This is a genomic window from Mongoliitalea sp. (assembly GCF_054166905.1).
Map to the genome: position 1 here is coordinate 77513 of NZ_JBSZCK010000040.1, position 23299 is coordinate 100811.

A 23299-nucleotide genomic window follows, 5' to 3' on the forward strand; every position below is an offset into this window, starting at 1 on the left:
GGTTAATTTTTAACTTCTTCTTCTACAGTCTTGGTGTCTCCCTCTTCATCTTTCCATTGGTGCGTGAAAAGAGCCACCCAGGTGAAGTAGATCATAATGTTTAAGGGGAATTGCCCGAGAATCGGATTTCCATAGGACGCCAATACGATGCCGCAATATCCCGCATGAATCGCCATTAAATATTGTTTAAATACCGGGTCACGGGTCTTGAAAATAGTGTAGTAACCATAGATAATGATTGAAAAAAGCATCAATACATGTATGCTCAATCCGATAATTCCTGTTTCAGCCCAGACTTTAACATACCAACTGTCATTTGGAGTTTCTGCTAAAAATGTTCCGGGAGAGAAGCGTTGTCCCCATGAACCAGAAGTGCCAATACCCCCTCCGAGAGGTCTGACTGCAAGGTATTGCTTAAATCGTTTTTGGTTTTCCAGTCGAACTTGGAACGAAGCATCTTCAGGGTCTAGAGCACTTCTCATTCTTCGTAACTGATAATTTTCATTTCCAATCGTTGTGTATTTCAAAAAGAAAAAGATACCACCCACTACTAGAGCCCCAAGAATCATACTTTTGAAATTCTTTGTAGAAACCAAATATGCAGCCGAAGCACCAATCGGTACAAACAAGGCACCTCTTGTCCCACTTAAAGCCATTGCGTACAAACAAATCAATCCAGCAACTATAAATATGATTCTTTTTTTTAAGGGTAGCGGTCCCAAAGCGATCAATAAAGCTACTATGGCACCATAGCCCATGGTTGCTCCAAATTGACCCGAGTCCGACAAAAAAGAGAAAGCCCTTAATACACCAAACAGCACATGGGTTTTGATTGGACCACTTAGAAGCCAGTTCCATTCAAAATTATCTAATCCTATAAAGATCTGTTTAAACCCCCAAAATGCGGCAAAAACACACCATAGAATAGTGATATTTACAAATGAGAATACTTGACTTTTTTTAGTGAGGTAAAATAGTAGAACAGCCACCATCAATAACTGATATATGGAATAAGCTCTCACAGCATAAAACCAAGCAGCTTTACTACGAGCCTCCGGATTGAAAAACTGTAATATGGTAAAACCCATCCACGCAATAGTAATGTAAAAAATAAGGTTATTGAGATTTTTGGTGTTGGGTAATTTTGGAGAAAATAAACTTATTAAGAGTGTCAAGGCCAATAAGGCATCAACACCTAAACCCAAAGGCGCTTGTGTCACATATCTGGTAAGCCCATTCACGAGAAATGAAAAAATCAATACAATTTTTATCCCATTCATGGGATTGGTATGAATAATTTTGAAAAGAAAAAAAACAGGAAACATGCCTAATAGGAAGACAAGGAAAAGTAATTGAAGTTTATTGATCAAAAAACCGATTACCAAGCCAGCTACAATGGTAAATGGAATTAAGAACCATGGACTTGTAAATTGTTGAAGACTTAGGGCTGTAGTTCTTTTCATTAAAATTTCAAGAAATCTTTTGCTTCGTCTTTGCTTATGTCTGTTAAATAAATTTCTGGTTTGATACCAGAACCATCTTCAATCATGGAAACAATTCGTTGATGCCATAATTTCCAAGAACTAGTCGCAGAAATCATGATGAGAATCCAGTGACTTTGCTTGAGCATATCAAAGGAAAGATTTTGAGACTTCATACTAGGGTGTAGTACAAAAATCAAATCAAAGTTATGCTCATTGAAATAATTGAAATCAAATATTTTCCATGATGCGTCTTTAGATTTGTAATCATCTAAATTGTAAGCAAGACCATAATTATCAACGTTTCCTGCATGCATCATCAACGATTTGTAGCCTTTGTTTTGACTGTAAGACTCGATCATTTTGACTAATTCACCATCTTGAGAAGTATTGAATTCACTTAAGATTGAAATTACAAAGGGTTTGTTATGCTTGGTATTTAGGAAATGTATATTGACTTGGTTTAAGAATTGTTCTAAGCTTTCTTGCACTAGATCTTCTGATTTTTTGGTTTGAACAGGCATGAAGGCAGAAACTTTGAGCCCTGTTTTCAATTGTGCGTTAAAGATGTTTTTCAGTGAATCATCAAAAAGGATAAAAATGATAATTAAACTTACACAGGCGATGATTCCAAATAGTGCTCCACCTATGACCAATAATTTATTTTTGGAAGGCCTAGGACTTTCCGGAAAAAAAGCTGGATCAATTATTTCCTGTGTTTGAGAGATTTTAAGATTTTCTTTTTGAAGTCTCGCTTGATTTAATCCATTTAGGATAACCAAGTATTCATTTTCATTTACTGACACTTCTCGCTCCAATCTTTTTAATTCCGCTCCTAATGGGGCAAATTCAGATATCCGATCTTCTACTGTTTGTACAGAGCGTAGGGTGATTTCTGAGGCAACTCCTTGCTTTTCTTTTTCGATATATAAATCAAGCCATTCTAATAGTACATTAGTAGCGGGTATGCCATCTACTTGAAAATCTTTTCTATAGAGATTTGATACTTCTAGGTTGATTTGATTGTTAAGCTGATTTATTCTCGATTTTAAAGCTACAACCTCTTCACTCTCAGTGCGACCAGAGGCTAAAATGGTGTTGAGTTGGAGCCTAAGCTTAGAAACTTCTAACCTTAAGGAGCTTAAACTATCAACTACTGTATTTCTATTGTTCGAATTTTGAAGTTTTTCTTCTAGTTTGATTAAACTGGATTCTGCTCCTAATGATATTCTGAGGGCTTCATTTTGAGCCATTTCCAATTCTTTTCTGTATAAATCAAGGCTTTTTCCTTGCTCATAATAATTCATGATTTTGTTTACAGAAATAAAGTCTTTCAGTCGGTCTTCTGAATCTTGCAACTTCTTGAAAACTCGCTCAAGCATCATCTCAAAGTATTCAACGCTAGAGGACGTTTCTGAATACCTTAATTCACTATATCGCTGCATGTAGACTTCACCCAGAATCCTTACGGTATGGTAGCAAATGGCAGGATCATCAGCATAATAGCTGATTTCGATCATATCTGAGCTCTTTTTTCTATCTACCCGAATTTTCTTTTGAATTTCATTGATTCCATAGTCATAGTGGCTATTCAGTAGATATCTAAAAGTTGAATTAGGATTTTCTTCAAAATCTTTCAAAATATTAATAAAGGTTTTTTCAGGATCATCTATAACCGCAATTTGCTGCCATAATTGTTCATTTATATGATTTTTTAATTCCGCTTTTTTTCGCTCCGACAGAACTGATTCATCTTTTTCTCCTTTGCTTAGATGTAAGGCTAGTAGTCGAAGGCCTGTCTCTTCGATCGATTTCCTAGAATTAACAAGGGAAATGATGTTATCCATCAAATTATTCGAAGTAAAAAAGTCTATTTTTAATGACTCAGTCAGATCAGCACTTTTTCGAGAGGAAATACCTGTATATATGACTGTACTGGAATCATAAATTTTTGGGGAATTTCTCGTTAAAAAAAATATCGTCGCTGCGATCGTAACAGGAAAAATCAAAAACAAGTACCAGTACTTTTTTGATAACCATAATATTTCCTTGAAATTGATCAGACCCATGCGATTAATTTTTCAAAAGGCTTAGTTTAATACCAACCAAGATTTCCAAACTTCGAAAAGCAGATAAAAACTCAGCATATGATCGATGATATCGTTCTTCTGCAAGTGTTTTTATTTCAGTAATTCGTGTGTGTTCTGAAAAAGTGGTTTGATTATCCATTAATTTCTTTTCTGATAGTAGCATACTATTGGTCGCTAACTCTAAAAAGTTAGTATTTGAAATCATAATCTTTTGTGCCGTAATCAATTTAAAATATGCGGTAGAGATATCTTCTTCCACCAATAATTTCATTTCATCGATGACATCTTGCGCAGCTTTAGTTTCATATTCAGCTAATTTGATTCTAGGACTTCTAGAAAACAGTTCGTAAAATGGGAAGTTGAAGTTGAAACCAAATCGATAACCATTTACAATTTGATTAAAGTTGCTTCCTTCAAGACCTGTTATAAGAATCCCTTGGTTACCAGTTGAAACATTAAAAAAAGCTTGAATATGTTGAGTCCAAAAACGTTTTTCTAAAAATATTTTTTCTTTTTCAGCTTGAGATAAATGTATGTTTTTTTGAATCTTCGGACTGTACTCTAGCCCTATATTTGTTAACTCTTCCAAAGTAGGAAGTTGAAGTGCAATGTCTTGCATAAGATCAAAATCAACCATACTTGATACGGCAGTAGTTTTGATTTCACTAATTTGAGCTTTAGAAACTCCAATTGCAATATATGTAAAAATCAAAATAAGTATTACTTGCTTCATCACACATTCTCCTTCTGAAATAAGGCAGGTACGGTCATCAATAGAATCTTGATGTCCATCCATAGGCTAAATTTATCTGCATATTCGTTATCCAGTCCGATACGTTCTTCTTCGGACATGGGTCCACCTTTTCCTCGCTTCGTCACTTGCCACAGTCCAGTGATTCCAGCAGGGGCAAGAAAACGCTTAGAAAACTGATCAGTAGTCAGTTTTTCTGCTTCATAGATTGGCAATGGCCGATTTCCTACAATAGACATATCTCCTTTCAAGACATTGAAGAGTTGAGGTAGTTCGTCAATACTTGAATTCCTTAGGAATTTACCCAATTTAGTGATTCTTGGATCATCTGTCAATTTAAAAAAGGCTGCTTCACCACCTTTTTTCATTAATTTAAATGTCAGTTCACAAACCTGCTCACCACTCTCATTGAAGAGTAAGCTTTCGCATGGTTGGTCATACTTTTTGCAAGTATCGCAACGTACGAATGCCACTTTTTCTTCCTTTGTCTTCTCAGGTGCTTGATTCGCGTATTGATTTAAGTGACTTAAATCTTTCAATTTTTTATCGGCATCGGGTACCATTGATCTGAATTTATAGAATTCAATGATGTCCCAGCCTGTACCTACACGTTTAGACTTGTAGAAAATTGGTCCTTTGGACTCCAGGCGTATGGCCAAAGCTACTAACAATAAGATAGGGGAGATCAGCAGAATAATCGTGCCTGACACCAAGATGTCAAATGCTCTTTTCCAAAGTGGTGTTTTGTATTTAGTAAAGACTACTTCATTTGAATTTTCTTTATCTAGAAAACCTCTCAGAGGAGGATCATTCAATATCTTTTGAATAGTTTCAAATATAGCTTCCTTGCTTAAGTCTTTGGTAAGAAATAAGCCACTAATCCCCTCTTTCATAGCGATTTTCCGGTCCTCTGAATCAATTGTATCAGCAATGGCCAATAAAATGTAACCATCCCTGAATGAATAGGGCCTAACTTTGCGTACATAATTGAGGAACTCAGGATTTTTTAAAGCTCCAAAAAAAATAACAGCATCAAAGTCTGATTTTTCTTTAGCCTGAGCTACAAATGCAAAGATGTCTTCAACAATTTCCAAGTCAAATGCTTGTTCCAAGTTGGATCTGGAATTTTTGTTGAGCGCATATCCCGGTTTGATAAAGACCAGTTTTTTTTTCATTGCTTATCGAAATTGTAACGATCAAAAAACCTGTTGACACGAATGGTCAATTCGGCAGGATTAAATGGTTTTATAAGGAAATCATCTGCTCCTACTTGAAAAGCCTCTATTCTTGAGTTTACACCTTCTTCCCCTGAGAGTACTACTAAAGGTACTTTATCAAAGTAATTAAATTTACGTACCTCTTTAATGAATTCTATGCCATTCATTTCTGGCATATTTAAATCCAAAACCACTGCATCGGGAATATTTCCTTCCATAATCCATGCGAGTGCCTCTTTTCCATTATGTTTGATATCTACAGTAAAATCATTTTCAAGCTTACTTTTTAATAAGATACCCATGACTGGCTGGTCATCAATTAACAAGACATGTTTTTTAGACATAGTAATTTGTATTTCAGGGTGGATTATAAACAATCGGTAATTTTTTATCAATATTAAGTAAATATTGTAAATAAAATGCCAAAACTTAAATTTTTTAGTTGGAGATTCTAAGTGCTTTTTCCCCTTATTTTACTTAGTACTTCTTGATTTCTTCCTCAATGATTGGCCTTAATTGTTGCCATGTTTTTTCCACCTCTTGAATGAATAAGGTTAGCTTGTCCTCACTTAAATCATCTATTTGATTTTCGATTTTCCGAACTAACTGATGCATACGGGTGAAGAACATGGACTGTGCACTACCCTTAATTCCATGAGCAACTGATTTGATTTGGATTCGGTCATGAGATTCAAAAGCTGTTAACAGCAGTGAGATCTGTCTGTCAAAATCCAAAGATGCTTCAAGTAAGTTTTTGTATAGGGTCATGTCATGGCTGACTAAAGCTAATAATCCTTGTTTTTCAAATAAAGGGCTATTGAGCTCCTCAATGGGAGGTGAAGAAGTTTGTATAGGGTAATTTTGGCTACTGTCTTTATCAAGATTTAGGAGATATTTTTCAATTACCTTGATCAGTATATCAGACTGAACAGGTTTGGTTAAAAACTCATCCATTCCAGCATTCAAACAGTTTTCACGTTCTTCTTTTAGTGCACCTGCTGTCAAAGCAATGATAGGTGTTCTCTTTTTTGATAACTTGGCCTCATAAGCTCTTATGCCTTTTGTTGCTTCAATACCATCCATTTTTGGCATTTGAACATCCATAAATACCAAATCAATTTTTTGGGTTTTAAATGTCTTAAATGCGATATCTCCATTTTTACATTCAAAGATTCTTGCTTTTGGCAATTGTTGAAGTACCAGTGTTTTAATCAGTAATAAGTTCATGTCAATATCTTCTGCAATTAAGATATTATAAGAACTTTCAGGTGCATAAATAATTTCTGTTTTTTCCTGTTTTTCTTGGAATTCTTGGATTATAAGCTTGTTTTTGATATTTGCCAAAAAACTATAGAATTCATCTGATTTGACAGGTTTCAAAAGTCCAAATGAGATGTCAAACTTCTTGTAGAACTTTCGCAAAAGCTCTGTATCTGTTGAAGAATGTAATAGTATTAGTTTTAGTGAATCTTTGTCTATTTTTAGTTCATTTCTGATATTCATAATGACTTCAATCCCATCCATTATCGGCATATGATAGTCGATGATTCCAAGGTCAATACTAGGATCTGAAAGCAGAATTGACAAAGCTTCATAAGGATCTTGGGTACTTACATATGGTATTCCCCAAAATTTTAAATTTTCCTCTAAAACTGTGATGTTATTAATGTTGTCATCTAGGATCAAAACTTTCTGAAGATCTAAACTAACTTTTTCATTCGTATTTAAGTCTTTGTAAGGCACCTCAAATTCAAATTTGAAAATAGAACCTTTACCAAGATAACTTTCAAGTTCTATGTTTCCCCCCATCTTGTTGACCAACAAATTTGATATCGTTAAGCCAAGGCCTGATCCTCCGTACTTACGGGTTGTCGAACTGTCTGCTTGTGAAAATGCCTGGAAGAGTTTCTGTTGTTGTTCCTCAGAGATTCCTATACCTGTATCGCGCACCTCGACATAAAGTATTCCTAATTGGTCTGTTTTTCGATCAAATTGGACTTTCAACTCTACTTCACCTTCCTCGGTAAACTTGACAGCATTGCTTAAGAGATTGATAATTACTTGCTTTAATCTTATTGGATCTAAAACCATTATCCTTGGCAAATCAGGCTGTATGTTTAGGATCAGTTCTAATAGTTTTTGACTTGCTTGGAACTTAATAATATCTACGGAAGAGTTTGCTATCTCATTAATGTCGTACTCGATAAATTCAAGGTCGAGTTTTCCAGCTTCAATTTTAGAGAAATCCAATATATCGTTAATGATACCTAAAAGAGATTTTCCAGATATATTGGCATTTTCAGCATATTGCTTTTGAACATGGCTAAGTGGTGTCTTCAGTAATAAGTCGGTAAAACCAATCACACCATTGAGTGGTGTACGGATTTCATGACTCATATTTGCCAAAAATTGAGATTTGTATTGGCTAGTTTTCTCCGCCCGTTCTTTTGCTTCAATTAAGTCTTGCTCAAGAAGTGTTCTGTTTTTGAGATTGGCCAAAATTTGAGCAAAAAGAAGCAATAATGATATTTCATTCCCAGAGAGAGTTCTCACATTTTTAACATAATCAAAACCAACAAATCCATATATATTTTCTTCAAAGAAAATTGGTAATGCAATTAGGCTTTTTATTCCTTGGGGCTCTAAAATTGATTTTACACCATCGCCATCTGGGAGGTTTTCCAGGTTATCGATGTACATAAAGTCTTTATTTTTATGAGTGGAAACCCATCGAGGTACAATTTCCAGAGGGACTTCTTGAAGATTAGGGAGTTCAGAAGTAATACCTGATTCACACCATTCGAAAGTATTAGTGCAAATATTGTTTTCCCAATCATAATCAAAAATGTAAGCCCGATCAGCTTCTGCATACTTTCCAATCAACTCTAAGGAACTGTTAATTTTGAAGTCGCTGTCCTTTACATCTAGGTTTATATATTCTGTAGCGATCTTCATTAATAAGCTCTGTAGTTCTAGCTGCGAGCTCATAGTTTCATGGATTTCAATATCAGCTGTGATGTCGCTTATTTTACCATCTATTCGAATAGGGTGTTTTTTTTCATCGTAAACAATATGACCTATATTTTTTACCCATTTTAAGTTACCATTCTTATCAATTATCCTATAAATTTTTGAATAACTGGCATTATACTCAATTGAGTCAAAAATTTCCTCGATTACACCTCGATCATCCGGATGGATAATGGATTTCCAAATTTCAGGGTTTTCATAATATTCTTCAATAGAATAACCAGTAATCTGCTCGACAGAAGGTGTAGAAAAAATCATTTTATTTTCTGGGTAGCTAACAGACCAAATGATGTCATTTACTTCTGATAAAATACTTTCTATTTGATTTTTAGTTTTTTGTAATTCCAAGGCATTAGTTTTTGAAGCAGTTATATCCTGAAAAACTCCAATAATTGACACAACTTCTCCATTTTTAAAAATAGGTTTCCCTATGGTTCTTACCCATTTATTAACTCCTTTAGCTGAAATGATTTCAAGCTCTAGATCATATGAGGAGCCTTTTTTCAATAGGTTTTGGAATGCATGTGTGATTTTTTCCCTACTCTCACCTTCCTTATAAAAATAAATTCCATCTTGAACGTTAGGCAAATATTCTAAAGGACAATCATGTATTTCATAAGTGATTTTAGTCCACTGTAGGTGATTGTTCATGACATCAAAATTCCACCCCCCGACCATGGCCAATTTCCCGATTTCCTCAAGTTGGACTTTCGTATTTTCTAAATGCTGGAATTCAGCTTTTCTATCAGAGACATCTGTTACTCTTCCAGCAAATATACTTTCGTCTGATTGATATCCTTTCACCAAGTGTACGGACTCCCGAAGCCATTTTACCTTGCCATTTACGCTCACCATGTATTCAAAATCGTAGCCATCACTTTTATCCAGACTGTTTTTTAACGTTTGGCAAGCCTCTTTAAATTCATCACATACATAGTCTTTAATAAATTCGTTAGTTTGAAAAAAATAGGATTGCTCTACACCTATGACTCGTTCGGTATTAGGGCTAATGAATCGATAGTTATTTCTTTTAGCATCATAAATAAATAATACATCAGAGATGGTTTCAGCGATGATTTTAAAAAGGGATTCAGATTCTTGGAGTTTTCTTTCAGTCTTCAGTTGCTCGGAAATGTCCCAAGCGTTGATCATGAATAGTTTTTTTCCATTCTCTTCATAAAGATAGGAGGATTGACAAGACCAATATATTGAGGTACGTTTATTTGATTTAAGCCGAAGGTTGAGATTGATTTTTTGTTGTGCGAGTAAATCATCAAAATAAACCGATAAATAGGGGAGATCCTCTTCAAAAATAAAGTCCTGAATTTTTTCTGGAATTTTATCTTCTACTTGAAAGCTTAGAGACCTAGCTGCCGCAGGATTGAAGTGAAGTAAATTCCCTTGGCAGTCATGAATGCACACAATGCTATCAGAACTTTCGAAAATGGTTTTATATAGTTGCTCTGTCTGTATTTTTTCTGTAATGTCGACCAAGATACCATCCAAAATATCCTGATTGTTAAGCTTTCGAATTCTTCCTCTGTTGAGTACCCATTTGATAACATCTCCTTGTCCCTTGATTCTATAAGTAACATCCCAAGTATCTTTTTTAGTTAGTTGTTGGTCTATTTTTTGCTTAATCGCGCCTAAATCTTCCGGATGTGTGATACTTAAGAGGCCTACTTGCGGGTTTTCAATAAATTCTGATGCTGGAATTCCGGTTAGTTCTTGAATATACTGTGATACAAATATGCAGTTAAAGACCTCATCTTTGTAGCAAGTGAATGAGACAGCTTCAGTATTGGTACTCCAAGCTTCGGTTCTTGCTTGATAGTCTTTTAATTCTTGGTTTTGTTTTCGGGTTTCTAGGAGGTTCATGACCTGTCTTGCAAGACCAATCAAGGTTTCCTTTTGTTTGTCCGTAATTTTTTTCTGGATAATGTCTAAAGCGCACAAAGTACCTATTGCCTCTCCATTTGGAGAAACTAAAGGAACACCAACATAATAAAGGAGCTCAAAATCATCATTTTTTAGCAGTGGATTGCCGATAAATCGTTCATCTTTGGAAAGATCTTCTATTTCAAACACCTCTTTTGGTGTAAGGATGGTATGCGCACAAACCGATAAATCTCTTGGAGTCTCTGATACATCCATTCCAACTTTAGATTTTATCCACTGTCGCTCTCCATCTATTAAGCTTATAAAGGCAATAGGGGTTCCGCAAATTTCTGCGGCAATTTTAGTTAAAAAATCAAAATCTTGTTCAGCAGCAGTATCTAAAATATTGTATTGCTGAAGAGTTTGTAAACGACGATCTTCGGAAATAGGTTTGTTGGGTTTTTTCATCCGATGTGTTGATGATCTATTGGGTTTGTAATTTAAAGATAGGTTTTTGTTTACAATTTTTGACTTTTAAAATTCTTTAATTCATCTTTTTCCCAATAATCAATTGATATTTTTAATTGAAAGTCTTCCAAAGGTTGGTTTTGAGCATTTCTGGGACTCTTTACTATTGCATCTACTATATCCATCCCTTTTATTACCTGCCCGAAGACCGTATAATCCCCGTCTAATCTATGCACACCTTCTTTTCGGTGAATAATGTAGAATTGGCATCTGGCAGATAATTTTTCAGGATTATCATCTCTTCCAGCACCCACAGCTCCATATACATGCTTTAACTGAGGAAAAAATTCAGGTTCAAGTAAGTATTCTGGGTCGGTAAACCCTTCTTCGGTATCGGGACAGCCCCCTTGAGCTACAAACTCAGGAATGACCCGATTAAATGTTAGTGAATCCCAATACCCTGCCTCTGCTAATTGGATAAAGGATTCTTGATGCTTCACCGTCTCTTGATGGAATTCAAAATAGATTATACCTAATCTGGTTTCAATTTTGGCGATAGGTATTTTGTCTTGACCTTTACAAAAGAAAGTTAGGAAAAGAAGAGGAATCAAGAGGGATTTTTTCATGAGCTGTATCAATAGGAATTATTGTTTTTTCGAAGGTAATAAAAGGTGTTTAATAGATGAAAATGCTTGGGCTTTATTGGAGACTACTTCGTTTTTGCTTCAGCAATGGGATATTAAAGTATCAAACAATCTTCAATGGTAAAAAAACACAAATTTTAGTCGAAAAGTATTATTTATGATTTTATTTCATTTATTTTTGAAAGCAAAACTGTACATTTGTAATGCTTATTGATCCTTTCCAGACAAGTTATGAATGCCCCTATCACCCCCAATGAATTCCAACGACTATTAGCATTAAGCGAATATGATTTGGATTATGCTTCTCTAGAGAAGCAGTTTGCAGATCTAACTAACCTAGCTGCCAAAGTTGCAGGAAGTCAGGTGTCTTTGGTCAATATTATTGATAGCTATACCCAGTGGTCCGTGGCAGCCACAGGTTTGCCCACCATTCAAATGGATAGACAAGATGCGGTATGTAATTATACAATATTAGGTTTAGAAAATTTTGAAGTTAAAGATTTATTTGAAGATGAACGTTTTCGTGATAAATTCTATGTAAAAGGGGAACCACATATGCGGTATTATTGGGGTATTCCATTAACTAATCCTCAAGGTTACAATTTAGGCGCTTTGTGTGTGATGGATCCTCAAGAGAAAGATATAACTCCTGAGAAAGTCGAGCTTTTGAAGTTAATTGGAAAAGAAATCGTCAACAGATTGGAAATTCTAAAATCAGTGCAGGGTTTGCAGGAGGACATCAAAGACCTAAAAAACGATAAAAAGAAAGTAGCGCATGATATTCGAGGACCTTTGGCTGGAATTGTAGGGTTGGCAGAAATCATCCAAATGCAAGGCAACCAAAATAAGCTGGAGGATATTTTAGAGTTTATTACACTCATTCAAAGGAGCGGTAGATCTTTATTGGAGTTGGCCGATCAAATCATGAAAGACGAAGATCAAGCACTTAAAATCACATCTGCGCATTTATTTAATTTAGAAGAGCTCAAAGAAAAACTACAAGATTTGTTTGGGGCGCAAGCTCGTCAAAAAAATATCTTTTTAACAGTTTCCCTGATTGGGGAAAATAGGGCTATTAAATTTCCAAAAACCAAGCTTTTGCAAATCATTGGGAATATCATCTCAAATGCACTAAAATTTACAAAAGAAAATGGAACGGTAGATGTGACATTGGAGCTAGCACAAGTTGTGAATGCTTATGAGTTAATCACACAGGTCAAAGACACGGGTGTAGGTATGCGTGAGGAAAAAATTCAGGAAGTCATGCAAGGGGGAACTACATCTTCTGAGGGTACAGGTGGAGAGTCAGGATATGGTTTTGGTTTAAGTTTGGTTAAGTACTTAATTGATAGCATGAATGGGAGTTTAGAAATAAGCTCGCAAGTAGGAGTATTTACCCACTTCAAAGTAAAAATTCCAGTAACAAACCAATAAATAATGCACAGGGATTTATATCCCCAATGCATCTTGTAATCTTTTTTGATTCGTCACTGGGTTTGCATACATGCAAAGGAAGTTTTCGACAGCAACAGGATTATTGGTATCAACACCTTTTCGAAATCGTGCTTCAAATAAGGACCTTTCCTGTTCTGAGTACTCTGTGTTGAATTGGTGTGAACCTATCAATAAGTCGTGGGCTATGTAATTACTTGGCCATAATTTATACCCTAGAATAATCTGCTCATCAATCAAATCAGCTAGGGCTTGCAATTGCTTTACAGTTCCTTTTACTTCTTGGGATATTTTCTCTATCCCTGGAGTTAGGATATCTCCAATGTGGATATGAATTCTTTTTTTGGCTCCGATGATTCCATTCAAAAGCGTATTGAAATCCTCATGTTCTCCTTTGATATAAGGCTCTTGACGTGCTTTAGCTAGTAATTCAGGCATTTTGAGGATATCGGTAGGGTCATATTCGTATGAAATACTGACAGGGACCACATTTAGTCGCTTGAAATAGTCCAAAAAATGTTCTCCTTCATCAGCAGCCATGGAAATCATTTTTAAGACTCCTTTATGCGTGAGGTCATTTCCATCTTTTGTCCTTCCTTCTCTTTGTGCAATCCATACTGAGCGGTTTTCTCTCAAAAGCGATTGCCGAATAAAGGAGGATACAAGTTTGGAACTTTCCAGAAGTTCTCGTGCCGGTAAACCTCGTTTGATCGTAAAATTCCTTGTAAGCCTCGAAAGATGTTTTAAAAAAGGTTTTTTGACTAAATTATCTCCAATTGCAGAGGTGGTCATGAAAAACCCTTTTTCATATAAGCAGGCATTCAGTAAAGAAGTGTCCAGAATAATATCCCGATGGTTAGAGATAAATAGGTAAGAAGTGTTTTCTTCCAACTTTTCAAAGCCTGATGTAAAAAGTCCATCTGAGCTTTTTTCTAGCACCTTTCGTACTCCTGGATAAATAAAGTTAATCTGGAAATCCCGAATGGAATGACAACGAAGCATTAAGGACTTCCATTGTTCATCCGTTAACTCTGGGAAAGTGAAATTCATCATCGCTTTCAGCATGGGGTGATCGATGATTGCTCGGATTGCTTGATTAACTTCTGTATCGTAGTAAGGTCTGATTTCCTCAAATTGCGGCATGGTGCTGAAAATAGTTGCAGTGCAAAGAAAGTAAAAAACTCTAGAAACAGCTAAAAAAAGAAGCCGTACCCAGATGAGTACGGCTTCTAAATTCTTTTTTTTCTGATTTATCGTACAATCAGTCGCTGTACAGTAGTTTCGCCTCGTTGGTTAGTAATGACAACCAGGTAAACACCTTTTGCTAAGCCACTCAAATCAAACTGAGCAAATCCGTCATTAGTCAATACCTGATTGATAATGGCTCCAAAGCTGGTTTTTAATTGAATATTGGCCAAGCCTTCCGCATTTCTGATAGTCACGGTAACTTGACTTGTAGCTGGGTTAGGGAATACTGTGATGCGATTTCCTGCCAATTGCTGAGGGAATCTGTACGTTGTAGATCTTGAAATACAACCCTCAGCGTCTTCGATTTCCACTTCATAGATTCCGGCTCCATTGATTCTTACTCTATTGGAAGCCCCACGAGCTATTACTGTTTCATTTTTGAACCAAGTGTAGGTGTATGGGCCTTCGATTGTTTGAAGAAGTCCATTATCGAAGAAGATTACAGGAGTTGGTAGAGATTTCAGATTAATCTCATAGATTTCACTTGTTTGTGGAAAGCAAATATCCGAACCAACAATAACTCTAAAGAAGGTGCGTCCAGATATACCTTCTAATGGGAGGATGTCAGACCCCTGACTTCCATCAATTGGTGTCCAATTGATACCGTCTTGCGATGACTCCCAAGTAATAACTGTTTGGAAATTTCCACCAAATAAGATAAGTGTTTCTTCACTTCCTGCACATAACTGATCAGGACCCAAAATTTGAGGAATTTCCAAATCGCATATCAACTCAAATCTTGCCTTCACTGGTAAGTGGTCAGAGGTAGTACGGTCATAGTCAGGGATTAGATCGTAAGGGAAATAAATGCGCTCTGAATTCACTAGCCAACTTTCATTCATCTCATTGCTGATAATCATGTGATCAATCACATTTTCAAATGTTGGGAAAGTTCTTAATCCAGCATTACTCAAAGAGATAGTGATTGGATTATAGTTTTCCGGATCATTGATGTAATTGATAAAGGAAGTCTCTGTTGTACCCACAGTCGGAGCATTTGGATCTGCTACCGTCTCATCCAAATCATCATTGAAGTCACCCAAGATAATCAAAGGCACATTGGCATACTGAGCATCCAAGGTGTCTTTTAATACATTGACATCAAATCTTCTCATCGCATAGCGAGGGTTAGCAGCAGACTCTCCGCCACCATTGGATCTCGTATGTACGTTGATCATATTAATGGTTTTTCTTACACCATTTTTCTTGGTTTGGATTTCCATTAAGAATGGTAGTCTACCGGAAGCCCAGAATCTATTTGGAGTAGATGGATAATCCACCAAAAGATCAGGAGTAACGCCAGTTAACAATACTTTCGTTTGTAGCGTATCAATCGTCTCCAGCTTGAAGAGATAGGTCAACTTCTGAGCTTCTTCTGCGAAATCTCCACCTGCCGAAGCAGCAGGAGATACCACTCCTCCATAGCCAGGAAGGGCGTCTACCAATTGATTGAATCTGCTTAGAGAAGCGATTTCTTGGAAGGCATAGATATCTGCATCCAAGTCTTCAATTACTTTCTTTACATTCTCTAGTTGAAGTGAGACATTGTTCGGTCCATTAGTGGTGGATCCAAACCACTCAATATTCCAAGTAACTACATCTAAGGTTTGAGATTTTTCAACCGTTGCGCCCGTTAAGAAGCCTCTTCTAACCTGAATATCTCCAGAATTGAAGGAAATTGGACTGCTGAATGCTCCAGCACTTGTCGGACTGAATCTAACGGTCACAGCTTGTGTTTTGCCACTTTCTGATGGGCTGTAAGTTAGGGAAGGAGAGAAGTTTACTCCGTCTTTGGAGAATTCAAAACCTTCACTAGCAGTAATTGTCAAGTCACTTATTGCATCACTCAAGGAGAATTCAAAGCTACGAGTTTCAGTAGAAGAACTTCCAACAGGAAGAATTCCAAAGTGCCAGTAGTCTACATTTCCAATGCTATTGACCAAGAATGGAGCTGGCGGTACATCAGAATTTCTCAAAGAGAAATCATCTAATGTCCAACGTGCGGCACCCGCTTCAGGTGAAGAGGTGTATACAAATGCAATTCGAACATTGGTAGCTCTGAACTCAGAAAGGTTGATCTCTCCAGAACTTGTCCAAGAGTCCACTTGAGCAAATCTATCTGCCAATTCAGTCCATGTAGCCAGGTTAGGATCACCGTCCACATAATCTGTAGACACTTTCAATTTCAAGCGAGGACCACCAAATGCAACTCTGCTCCAGAACTCAAGTAATGGTATATCAAAAGCACTTAAATCATAGGCAGGAGAGATTAACCAGTCTTCGTTTAATCTCGCAGAACCCGCGGCAAAGCCATTGATTTGCACACCAAAAGGTGCAGATGCGGTAGCAGAAGTGCCCGCTCTACCAAAGTTGGAACATGACCAAATCTGATCACCTTCCACACTGATTTGATTCCAACCACCTACAATAGGGCTAAAGTTAGCAACACAGATGCTATTGAAATCCTCGACAATATCGAATGGATCAAAGATAGTTGCGATAACACCTAATGAAAGCGGTAAGGTGCCTTCGGTGGTATGGGTAATAGAAGTATTGACACTCCCTGCATTAGATGTTGCCACCTGTACAAATACGGTGCTGCTAGCTAATACATCAGTAGCAGGGATGATGATTTCTTGAGAAAAGGTAGTGCCATCTAAGGAAACTTGGATACCTGCTGGTGCAGCGACTGTCACTGCGCTACTCAAGTTGCTTCCAGTTATTTGATAGCTTAGAATTGGGGATGTAGTATTTAATGTAACCAACCCAAAATCTAAATTTTCAACATCCAGTTCAAGTCTTGGGATAATAACTCCAGCTGCGTCTTTTACAATACCAACAAACCTTGTTGCTCCGGTATTTCCTCCTTCAAAATAATTGGTAACTCGTGAAGTTCCTCCTGAGCCAATACTTCCCCCATTAGCAGATGTGCTAGAAGTAGTAATTATTCTAAATTCAACATCTCCGGATAGGTTTTGAATAGAAGAAAGATCGATGATTTGATTCAAGAATGTGGCTGGTTGCGTCCATTCTGCAAGTGGGTTAGCGAAATTGTCACCACTGTACACAAGAGCCATGTCGCGAGGACCAGTGCCGGAAGCACTCGTTCCAATTTGAAGTTCTGTTAAATCTACCAGTTGACCCGGAGCTACTGAAAATCCAAATGTAAAGAATCGATCATCGCCAGCGTTCCAACCATTAGAGTTGATCGAGTTTGCTCCAGTAACGGCACCCAATCCTGCACCTCGGCTGATGCTTCTTCCTTCTACTCTTGGATCTAGTGATACGCCTGGAGTTGAAAGCTGATTTCCTGGTTCACCTGTAAATCGATATTCTATTAAAGTAACAGGCTCAGGCTGCTCTTGCTCAGTAACTACGCCTAAGAATCTGACAGGAGAAAATACACCGCCACCTTCTGCAAAATTTGCAACGCGTAAGGTACCACCTGGTGCAATTCCAGGAGCCCCATTGGCATTGATATCTTCATTTGGATAGATTCTGAATTCAACAGTTCCGCTAAGAGCCGCTAGAGCGCTAAGGTCAATTGTTTCATTAGAGAATGCGGTTCCTGAATTGGACCAAGTGGCCAAATCACTACCAAAATTGTCTACACTATATCGCAAGGCTAATCTACCAGGACCAGTTCCTGAAGATCGGGTAGCTAAAATCAGTTGTGAAAGTTCAGCTTCAAAGCCTTCACCAACTTCAATTCCGAAAGCAAAATAATCATTTACATCACTAACAGACCAAGCAGATCCGCTGATTGAGTTAGCGGCTGTGGAAGCTGTAACACCAGAGCCACGGGTAAAGTTGATTGCTGTTACATTGTCAGAACCAGTTCCCACAGTGGCTACTTGGTTTCCAGGTTCACCTGTGAAGTCCCAAGAGGCAAGCGTTGAAAAGGCAGGTTCTTCTGGATCGGGATTGATTGGGTCACCTGTCAATGCAGTCCCTTCAATAAGGATATCATCTATTCTACTGGTACCGGTTGATGCAGTTGTTCCGCCACCGACGCTAAAGACAGATGTATTAATCCAACGGAAAAATACAGTTTCTTGGTTACTTGCCGCAGAAGGTACTGCTGTTGGGGATAAAACCCCTGAAGTGAAATTATTGGCAGTAGTAATGGAGCTACCCGGAACTGCTGTCCACGTAAGTCCATCTAAGCTGTATTCTACTTGGAAATCGCGAGGCCCTGTTCCAGAACTTTGCTGTCTGCTAGAGATCGTTAGATCTTGAAAACCCAGAGTGTTTACGCGTACTTGCCAATATTTTACAATGCCTTCAGCAGGTTGCCAAGTATTGGAGTTTTTAGCGAAAGTACCACTACCTCCAGTTCCTACCACATAAGAAGTAAAGTTAATGTTAACCGGTTCAATGATCTGGGCATTTTCGCCTGTGTTGTTAGCATTTCCTAGATCTGCAAATATGCGATCATCAGGATTTGCTGCCTCAAATGTCCATCCTGCGATGACTTGCGTTTGTGCATGTATGCTTAGCATACTACAAAACATCATCAGCACGAACAACATTGTTCGTTGTAAAACGTGTTTCATGAAATATTTGATTAAGTGTTTGATTGAATACAATTTACTTAGGGTGAAATGCAAGTAAATGTAAATAATTTGATAGAGCTAAACCAAATATTATTGTTAAATGATTGTTAAGAGAAATAAAATATGGAATTTTGGTGTCGAACGGTGGGTTTTTGTAAAATAAAATTTCAAAAACGCATAAATAAAAAAAAGCAGCTTGAAAGCTGCTTAGTTGACCGACTAGGGCTCGAACCTAGACTCTTCTGAACCAAAATCAGACGTGTTGCCAGTTACACCATCGGTCAGTTTTGTACCCCCTTTTTCTTAAGGTGTCACAAATGTAGGGGGTCTATTTTTTTTATGCAAATCTAGTCCCAAAGTTTTTTATATAAAAAATATAATTCACTTACTTTCAGTCGAAAAAAATCAATCATTTATTCTATTCATGGAATAGCTATACGGTAAGCATACGCAAAATAGCAATAAAGTGACACACCGTACCACCAAGTACAAATACATGCCAAATCGTATGGGCAAATCGCATTTGAGGTCGAGTATAGAAAATAGTCCCTAAAGTATAGGCAATTCCTCCTGCCGCAATCATGGTCAAAATAGTGATGTCTAAGGTTTCCATCAAAGGTTTTACAAGAAAAATACCCATCCAACCCATACTTAAATACAAGACCAGCGAAAGACGTTTGAATCTATGGGTAAAAAAAATTTTATAGATCGTGCCTATCAGTGTTAGACTCCAAATAAGTCCGAAATAAATCCAGCCTTTTGTTCCACCTACGGCCAATAATAAAAAAGGGGTGTAAGTTCCCGCAATCAAAAAATAAATGCCGATATGATCAAATGTACGTAACCAAGCCTTGACCCGCTCCTCCTGAAATGCATGATATAAAGTAGAGAATGTGTAGAGGAGTAGGATAGAGGCCCCAAAGATACTGCAACTGACCACATGAATCGTGGAATCTTTTAAAATAGAAAATGTAACGAGCAGGGCAATTGCTACGATGCTGAATAAGATACCAAACCCATGGGTGATGCTATTGGCAAATTCTTCTTCTATGCTTTGTTTTCTTGTAACCATGGTGTGAAATAGTTGATTTTCGATGAAATAACTAGCTCATGTTCCTAATTTTTCTTTGCTTTTTGATTAGCGGAATCGATTGTATTCAAGAGTTAGTTATATAATTAGCTGGTTTTTTTGCATTTATAAAATTAAATCTCTTGTTTTGTTGCGTATTTATTAACAATTGAGAAAAAAACAAACCAAACATACAAAATTATGTCAGTTAAAATTTCAGAAAAAACCATTGTTTCAACGCTAGAGAAACTAGAAAAACTAAAGTTGGACGAAAAACTTCATGCTGAATTGTCTTGGTGCTGGAACAGCTTTCTTGCTGATCAAAATCCGGTAGGTGTAATCGAAAAAAGTAAGCAAGCACTTGCGCTTTTTAAAGAGAAAAGAGAACAAAATGCAAAAGCTGTTGCTAAAAAATTAATCGATGATCTAGAGAAAGTAGCAGCATTATAATCCAGCCAATTTTAGCCAACTCCTTTGTATAAAAACTGGCTTCGCTAGTGATAAGAATAAAAGGAGTTGGTTTTTTTATGCACAAAAAAAACCGTCCACTAGTGACGGTTTTTTATTTTATACAGTGAAGAGATTATTCTCCTACCACTACAAATTTGATGGCAGTTTTTACTTCTCTGTGAAGATCAGCTTCAGCCTCAAATTCTCCAGCAGTAGAAACTTCCATGTTGATGGAGATTTTCTTTCTGTCAAGAGTAATTCCTTTTTCTGCTAAAGCATCAGAAATCTGAAGCGTAGTAACTTTACCGAAAATTTTACCGGAATCACCTACTTTAGCTTTGATTTCTAACGTTAAGTTTTCAAGTTGTGCAGCAATTTCTTCTGCATCTTTCTTGATTTTGTCCGCTTTGTGAGCAGCTTGCTTAATATTTTCAGCCAAGATTTTCTTGTTAGATGCTGTAGCAAGTACTGCATAGCCTTGAGGGATAAGGTAGTTTCTACCATATCCTGGCTTTACTTCAACAAGGTCATTTTTATAACCTAGTCCTTTTATATCTGTTTTTAGAATAATTTCCATTGTCGTGCAATATTATTGGTGATAGAACTGAACAATAACGGATTATTTCAAACCGTCAGTTACGAAAGGCAATAAAGCCAAATGTCTAGCCTTCTTGATTGCATTGGAAACTTTTCTCTGGAATTTTGCAGAGTTACCAGTCAATCTTCTTGGAAGGATTTTACCTTGCTCATTTACAAATTTCAATAAGAAGTTAGGGTCTTTGTAATCGATATACTTGATGCCGTTCTTCTTGAATCTGCAATATTTTTTTCTGTTCTCAACTCTGTTGATAGGTTCGTTCTTAAGTGTCATTAGGCTTGCTCCTCCTTAGCTTCTGCTTTTTTGTTAAATTCACCTTTTCTTCTCTTGTCAGCGTAAGCAACTGCGTGCTTATCCAATACAGTAGTCAAGAAACGCATTACTTTCTCATCTCTTCTGTATTCTACTTCCAATTTCTTGATCAACGTAGGCAATGCCTTAAATTCAACCAATACGTAGAAGCCGGTGCTTTTTTTCTGGATAGGGTAAGCCATTTTTTTCAAACCCCAATTTTCAACGTTGATGACGTCTGCTCCCTCTTGTTTCAACAAGTTTACAAACTTGTCTACGGTATCCTTCATCTGAACATCAGACAAAACGGGAGTAAGGATGAATACCGTTTCATAATTTTTCTGGAACATGTGTTAAACTTTTTGTGTGTTTACAATAAACAAAGCGCAAAAGTAGAATATTATTTGGTTTTTTCCAAGGTGCTGTACAAATAAAAAATCTCAGTTTGCATTAGCTTTTCATTAAGCAGTAAACAAACTGAGATCGAATTGTTTTCTATAAATATTCAGCTTTATTTCTGTTGGGATTGGTTTTATTTGACTTCAAATGTTTTGGTACCCACAAGGTAATTATCAACGAATATTCTGACTTCATGAATACCGGAGGCATAATTACTGCCTTTTTCGTAAAAGAAGCTTAAGGTCTGCTGATTGTTGGTGAAATTGATATCTCTGTGAGCCGTGAAAAATTCCTCTTTACCATTTAGATTAAAAGTACCTGAACCTTTCGCAATATCAAAGATCGGTTGATTGTTTGGAGCAATTACCTGTACATATACATCTCTCGGGCCTGCTTCAGCGACTTTATTATCCGCAAAGTTGAAAGTTACTTTTAATTTTTCAATTTGACGGTTCCTAAAGCCATCTTCCCGTTCGCGTCCTCGGGAATTGACAGCAGCCACAGTGATATTTTCAGCCTTCAATTGGGCAGCGATATCCACCTTTTCCTGAAGCTCTTGCTGACGGATATTCAATTGGGAAACCTCTTCCTGAATTTGGGCTTGTGTAGTTTTTAGCCCTTCGTTCTCAGTATACAGCTGTTGATTGATTTCTCGAAGACGTACGATTTCCTGATCTTTCTCATTTAGAGTTTTAGTGTATGAGCTGATTTGTCTGTTCAATGCTGCAATTTCATCGGAAGTCCTTTTTCGATCACTTGCACGTTCTCGGATTAGTTGTTCTCTGATTTCTTGCAGTGAACTTACCTCGCCGCCCAATCGTTCTATCTCTTGAATTCGAAGATCCAATTGATAGGTCATGGAGTCTAGCCGTTTATTGAGTTCGTTGTTTTCTTCTGAAAGGAGAATAATTTCTTCGGACTTACGATTTTTGTCTTTACTGTCTGAGTATAGCTTGATTCCACTTAAAATTACCAAAATTGCCAAAACGATGATTAAAACATTTTTGCCTGTATCGTTCTTTTTAGGCTGTTGGAATTGTTTACTTGGTTCCATAGTGTGTGTAAAATAATTAAGAGATATAGTTATGACAACCTTTCTTTCTTCTGAATATTGGACAAATCGCTACAATAATCAGCAAATAGGCTGGGATCTTGGTGCTCCTTCAACTCCACTAAAGCAATATCTGGACCAAATTCTTGATAAGAGCTTGAGTATTTTAATTCCAGGCGCTGGAAATGCCCATGAAGCCTTATATGCCTACGAATTGGGATTTGAGCAGGTTCATATTCTAGATTTTTCGGATGTACCATTAAGGCAATTTAGTCAAAACTGCCCAAATTTCCCTATTTCCCAAATGCATCATCAAGATTTTTTCGACCATGAGGGTAGTTATGACCTGATTCTTGAGCAAACTTTTTTTTGTGCCTTAAATCCTTCATTGCGGAAAGCATATGTAAAGAAAATGCACAGTCTTCTAAAACCAACAGGAAAGCTTGTTGGGGTAATGTTCAATAAGGAGTTTGAAAACCAGGGGCCTCCCTTTGGTGGATGGGCCGAAGATTATAAAATCCTTTTCCAAGAATATTTTAATCATGTGATGATTGAAGAATGTTATAATTCCATCACGCCTAGAATGGGCTCAGAAGTCTTTATTTCTATTAAGTCTCCAAAATAGA

17 protein-coding genes and 1 tRNA gene are annotated in these 23299 nt (G+C 37.0%); 3 read left to right on the forward strand and 15 right to left on the reverse strand.

Annotation, left to right across the window (positions count from 1 at the left end; genetic code table 11):
* Positions 1-2: 2 nt before the first annotated feature.
* The 7 genes from ACXIUD_RS14530 to ACXIUD_RS14560 form a co-directional block, all read right to left on the reverse strand.
* Complete coding sequence (locus ACXIUD_RS14530) at positions 3-1463, reverse strand: O-antigen ligase family protein (RefSeq protein ID WP_458053368.1); 1461 nt, start codon at positions 1461-1463, stop codon at positions 3-5.
* Positions 1463-3550, reverse strand: a complete 2088-nt coding sequence (locus ACXIUD_RS14535) for a GumC family protein (protein ID WP_458053369.1) — start codon at positions 3548-3550, stop codon at positions 1463-1465. Before ACXIUD_RS14535 ends, ACXIUD_RS14530 begins: the two co-directional genes overlap by 1 nt.
* A 4-nt stretch (positions 3551-3554) precedes the next feature.
* A complete protein-coding gene (locus ACXIUD_RS14540) occupies positions 3555-4367 on the reverse strand; it encodes a TolC family protein (protein WP_458053370.1) in 813 nt (270 codons plus the stop codon).
* Positions 4304-5497, reverse strand: a complete 1194-nt coding sequence (locus tag ACXIUD_RS14545; RefSeq protein ID WP_458053371.1) for a sugar transferase — start codon at positions 5495-5497, stop codon at positions 4304-4306. Before ACXIUD_RS14545 ends, ACXIUD_RS14540 begins: the two co-directional genes overlap by 64 nt.
* Positions 5494-5883 (reverse strand): response regulator, encoded by a 390-nt coding sequence (locus tag ACXIUD_RS14550; RefSeq protein WP_458053372.1) that lies wholly within the window; start codon positions 5881-5883, stop codon positions 5494-5496. Before ACXIUD_RS14550 ends, ACXIUD_RS14545 begins: the two co-directional genes overlap by 4 nt.
* 133 nt (positions 5884-6016) lie before the next feature.
* Entirely contained in the window at positions 6017-10915 is a 4899-nt protein-coding gene (locus ACXIUD_RS14555) for a PAS domain-containing protein (RefSeq protein WP_458053373.1), read from the reverse strand.
* Positions 10916-10965: 50 nt separating this feature from the next.
* The gene (locus ACXIUD_RS14560; RefSeq protein WP_458053374.1) at positions 10966-11541 is read right to left on the reverse strand and encodes a peptidylprolyl isomerase; all 576 of its coding nucleotides are present in this window, start codon (positions 11539-11541) and stop codon (positions 10966-10968) included.
* Between the two features lie 249 nt (positions 11542-11790).
* On the opposite strand from ACXIUD_RS14560, the gene ACXIUD_RS14565 reads away from it, so the two are divergent.
* Positions 11791-12993 (forward strand): GAF domain-containing sensor histidine kinase, encoded by a 1203-nt coding sequence (locus tag ACXIUD_RS14565; protein WP_458053375.1) that lies wholly within the window; start codon positions 11791-11793, stop codon positions 12991-12993.
* A 15-nt stretch (positions 12994-13008) separates the two neighbouring features.
* On the opposite strand, the gene ACXIUD_RS14570 is transcribed toward ACXIUD_RS14565, so the two are convergent.
* The 4 genes from ACXIUD_RS14570 to trhA all read right to left on the reverse strand — a co-directional run bounded on the left by ACXIUD_RS14570 (position 13009) and on the right by trhA (position 19887).
* Positions 13009-14154, reverse strand: coding sequence for a 1-acyl-sn-glycerol-3-phosphate acyltransferase (locus ACXIUD_RS14570; RefSeq protein ID WP_458053376.1), 1146 nt, complete (start codon positions 14152-14154; stop codon positions 13009-13011).
* Between the two features lie 107 nt (positions 14155-14261).
* Positions 14262-18815 carry a choice-of-anchor J domain-containing protein gene (locus tag ACXIUD_RS14575; RefSeq protein ID WP_458053377.1) on the reverse strand — a complete coding sequence of 1518 codons (4554 nt, stop codon included), beginning with the start codon at positions 18813-18815 and terminating at the stop codon, positions 14262-14264.
* Between the two features lie 211 nt (positions 18816-19026).
* A tRNA-Gln gene (locus ACXIUD_RS14580) sits at positions 19027-19099 on the reverse strand.
* Between the two features lie 149 nt (positions 19100-19248).
* Positions 19249-19887, reverse strand: a complete 639-nt coding sequence (gene trhA / locus ACXIUD_RS14585) for a PAQR family membrane homeostasis protein TrhA (RefSeq protein WP_458053378.1) — start codon at positions 19885-19887, stop codon at positions 19249-19251.
* 198 nt (positions 19888-20085) lie between these two features.
* On the opposite strand from trhA, the gene ACXIUD_RS14590 reads away from it, so the two are divergent.
* Positions 20086-20334 carry a hypothetical protein gene (locus ACXIUD_RS14590; RefSeq protein ID WP_458053379.1) on the forward strand — a complete coding sequence of 83 codons (249 nt, stop codon included), beginning with the start codon at positions 20086-20088 and terminating at the stop codon, positions 20332-20334.
* Between the two features lie 133 nt (positions 20335-20467).
* On the opposite strand, the gene rplI is transcribed toward ACXIUD_RS14590, so the two are convergent.
* From rplI to ACXIUD_RS14610, 4 genes are all read right to left on the reverse strand, one after another.
* A complete protein-coding gene (rplI, locus tag ACXIUD_RS14595) occupies positions 20468-20911 on the reverse strand; it encodes a 50S ribosomal protein L9 (protein WP_458053380.1) in 444 nt (147 codons plus the stop codon).
* Between the two features lie 42 nt (positions 20912-20953).
* Entirely contained in the window at positions 20954-21205 is a 252-nt protein-coding gene (gene rpsR, locus ACXIUD_RS14600; protein WP_189585721.1) for a 30S ribosomal protein S18, read from the reverse strand.
* Positions 21205-21573 (reverse strand): 30S ribosomal protein S6, encoded by a 369-nt coding sequence (gene rpsF, locus ACXIUD_RS14605; RefSeq protein ID WP_189585724.1) that lies wholly within the window; start codon positions 21571-21573, stop codon positions 21205-21207. Before rpsF ends, rpsR begins: the two co-directional genes overlap by 1 nt.
* A 182-nt stretch (positions 21574-21755) precedes the next feature.
* Complete coding sequence (locus ACXIUD_RS14610) at positions 21756-22676, reverse strand: hypothetical protein (protein ID WP_458053381.1); 921 nt, start codon at positions 22674-22676, stop codon at positions 21756-21758.
* 31 nt (positions 22677-22707) lie between these two features.
* Between ACXIUD_RS14610 and ACXIUD_RS14615 the strand changes: the two genes are divergently transcribed.
* Entirely contained in the window at positions 22708-23298 is a 591-nt protein-coding gene (locus ACXIUD_RS14615; protein WP_458053382.1) for a methyltransferase domain-containing protein, read from the forward strand.
* Position 23299 lies beyond the last annotated feature (1 nt).

Excerpts from the sequence above, each read along its gene's own strand:
- ACXIUD_RS14530 (WP_458053368.1), bottom strand. The coding sequence starts at position 1,463 with ATGAAAAGAACTACAGCCCTAAGTCTTCAACAATTTACAAGTCCATGG.
- ACXIUD_RS14535 (WP_458053369.1), bottom strand. The coding sequence starts at position 3,550 with ATGGGTCTGATCAATTTCAAGGAAATATTATGGTTATCAAAAAAGTAC.
- ACXIUD_RS14540 (WP_458053370.1), bottom strand. The coding sequence starts at position 4,367 with ATGGATGGACATCAAGATTCTATTGATGACCGTACCTGCCTTATTTCA.
- ACXIUD_RS14545 (WP_458053371.1), bottom strand. The coding sequence starts at position 5,497 with ATGAAAAAAAAACTGGTCTTTATCAAACCGGGATATGCGCTCAACAAA.
- ACXIUD_RS14550 (WP_458053372.1), bottom strand. The coding sequence starts at position 5,883 with ATGTCTAAAAAACATGTCTTGTTAATTGATGACCAGCCAGTCATGGGT.
- ACXIUD_RS14555 (WP_458053373.1), bottom strand. The coding sequence starts at position 10,915 with ATGAAAAAACCCAACAAACCTATTTCCGAAGATCGTCGTTTACAAACT.
- ACXIUD_RS14560 (WP_458053374.1), bottom strand. The coding sequence starts at position 11,541 with ATGAAAAAATCCCTCTTGATTCCTCTTCTTTTCCTAACTTTCTTTTGT.
- ACXIUD_RS14565 (WP_458053375.1), top strand. The coding sequence starts at position 11,791 with ATGAATGCCCCTATCACCCCCAATGAATTCCAACGACTATTAGCATTA.
- ACXIUD_RS14570 (WP_458053376.1), bottom strand. The coding sequence starts at position 14,154 with ATGCCGCAATTTGAGGAAATCAGACCTTACTACGATACAGAAGTTAAT.
- ACXIUD_RS14575 (WP_458053377.1), bottom strand. The coding sequence starts at position 18,815 with ATGAAACACGTTTTACAACGAACAATGTTGTTCGTGCTGATGATGTTT.
- trhA (WP_458053378.1), bottom strand. The coding sequence starts at position 19,887 with ATGGTTACAAGAAAACAAAGCATAGAAGAAGAATTTGCCAATAGCATC.
- ACXIUD_RS14590 (WP_458053379.1), top strand. The coding sequence starts at position 20,086 with ATGTCAGTTAAAATTTCAGAAAAAACCATTGTTTCAACGCTAGAGAAA.
- rplI (WP_458053380.1), bottom strand. The coding sequence starts at position 20,911 with ATGGAAATTATTCTAAAAACAGATATAAAAGGACTAGGTTATAAAAAT.
- rpsR (WP_189585721.1), bottom strand. The coding sequence starts at position 21,205 with ATGACACTTAAGAACGAACCTATCAACAGAGTTGAGAACAGAAAAAAA.
- rpsF (WP_189585724.1), bottom strand. The coding sequence starts at position 21,573 with ATGTTCCAGAAAAATTATGAAACGGTATTCATCCTTACTCCCGTTTTG.
- ACXIUD_RS14610 (WP_458053381.1), bottom strand. The coding sequence starts at position 22,676 with ATGGAACCAAGTAAACAATTCCAACAGCCTAAAAAGAACGATACAGGC.
- ACXIUD_RS14615 (WP_458053382.1), top strand. The coding sequence starts at position 22,708 with ATGACAACCTTTCTTTCTTCTGAATATTGGACAAATCGCTACAATAAT.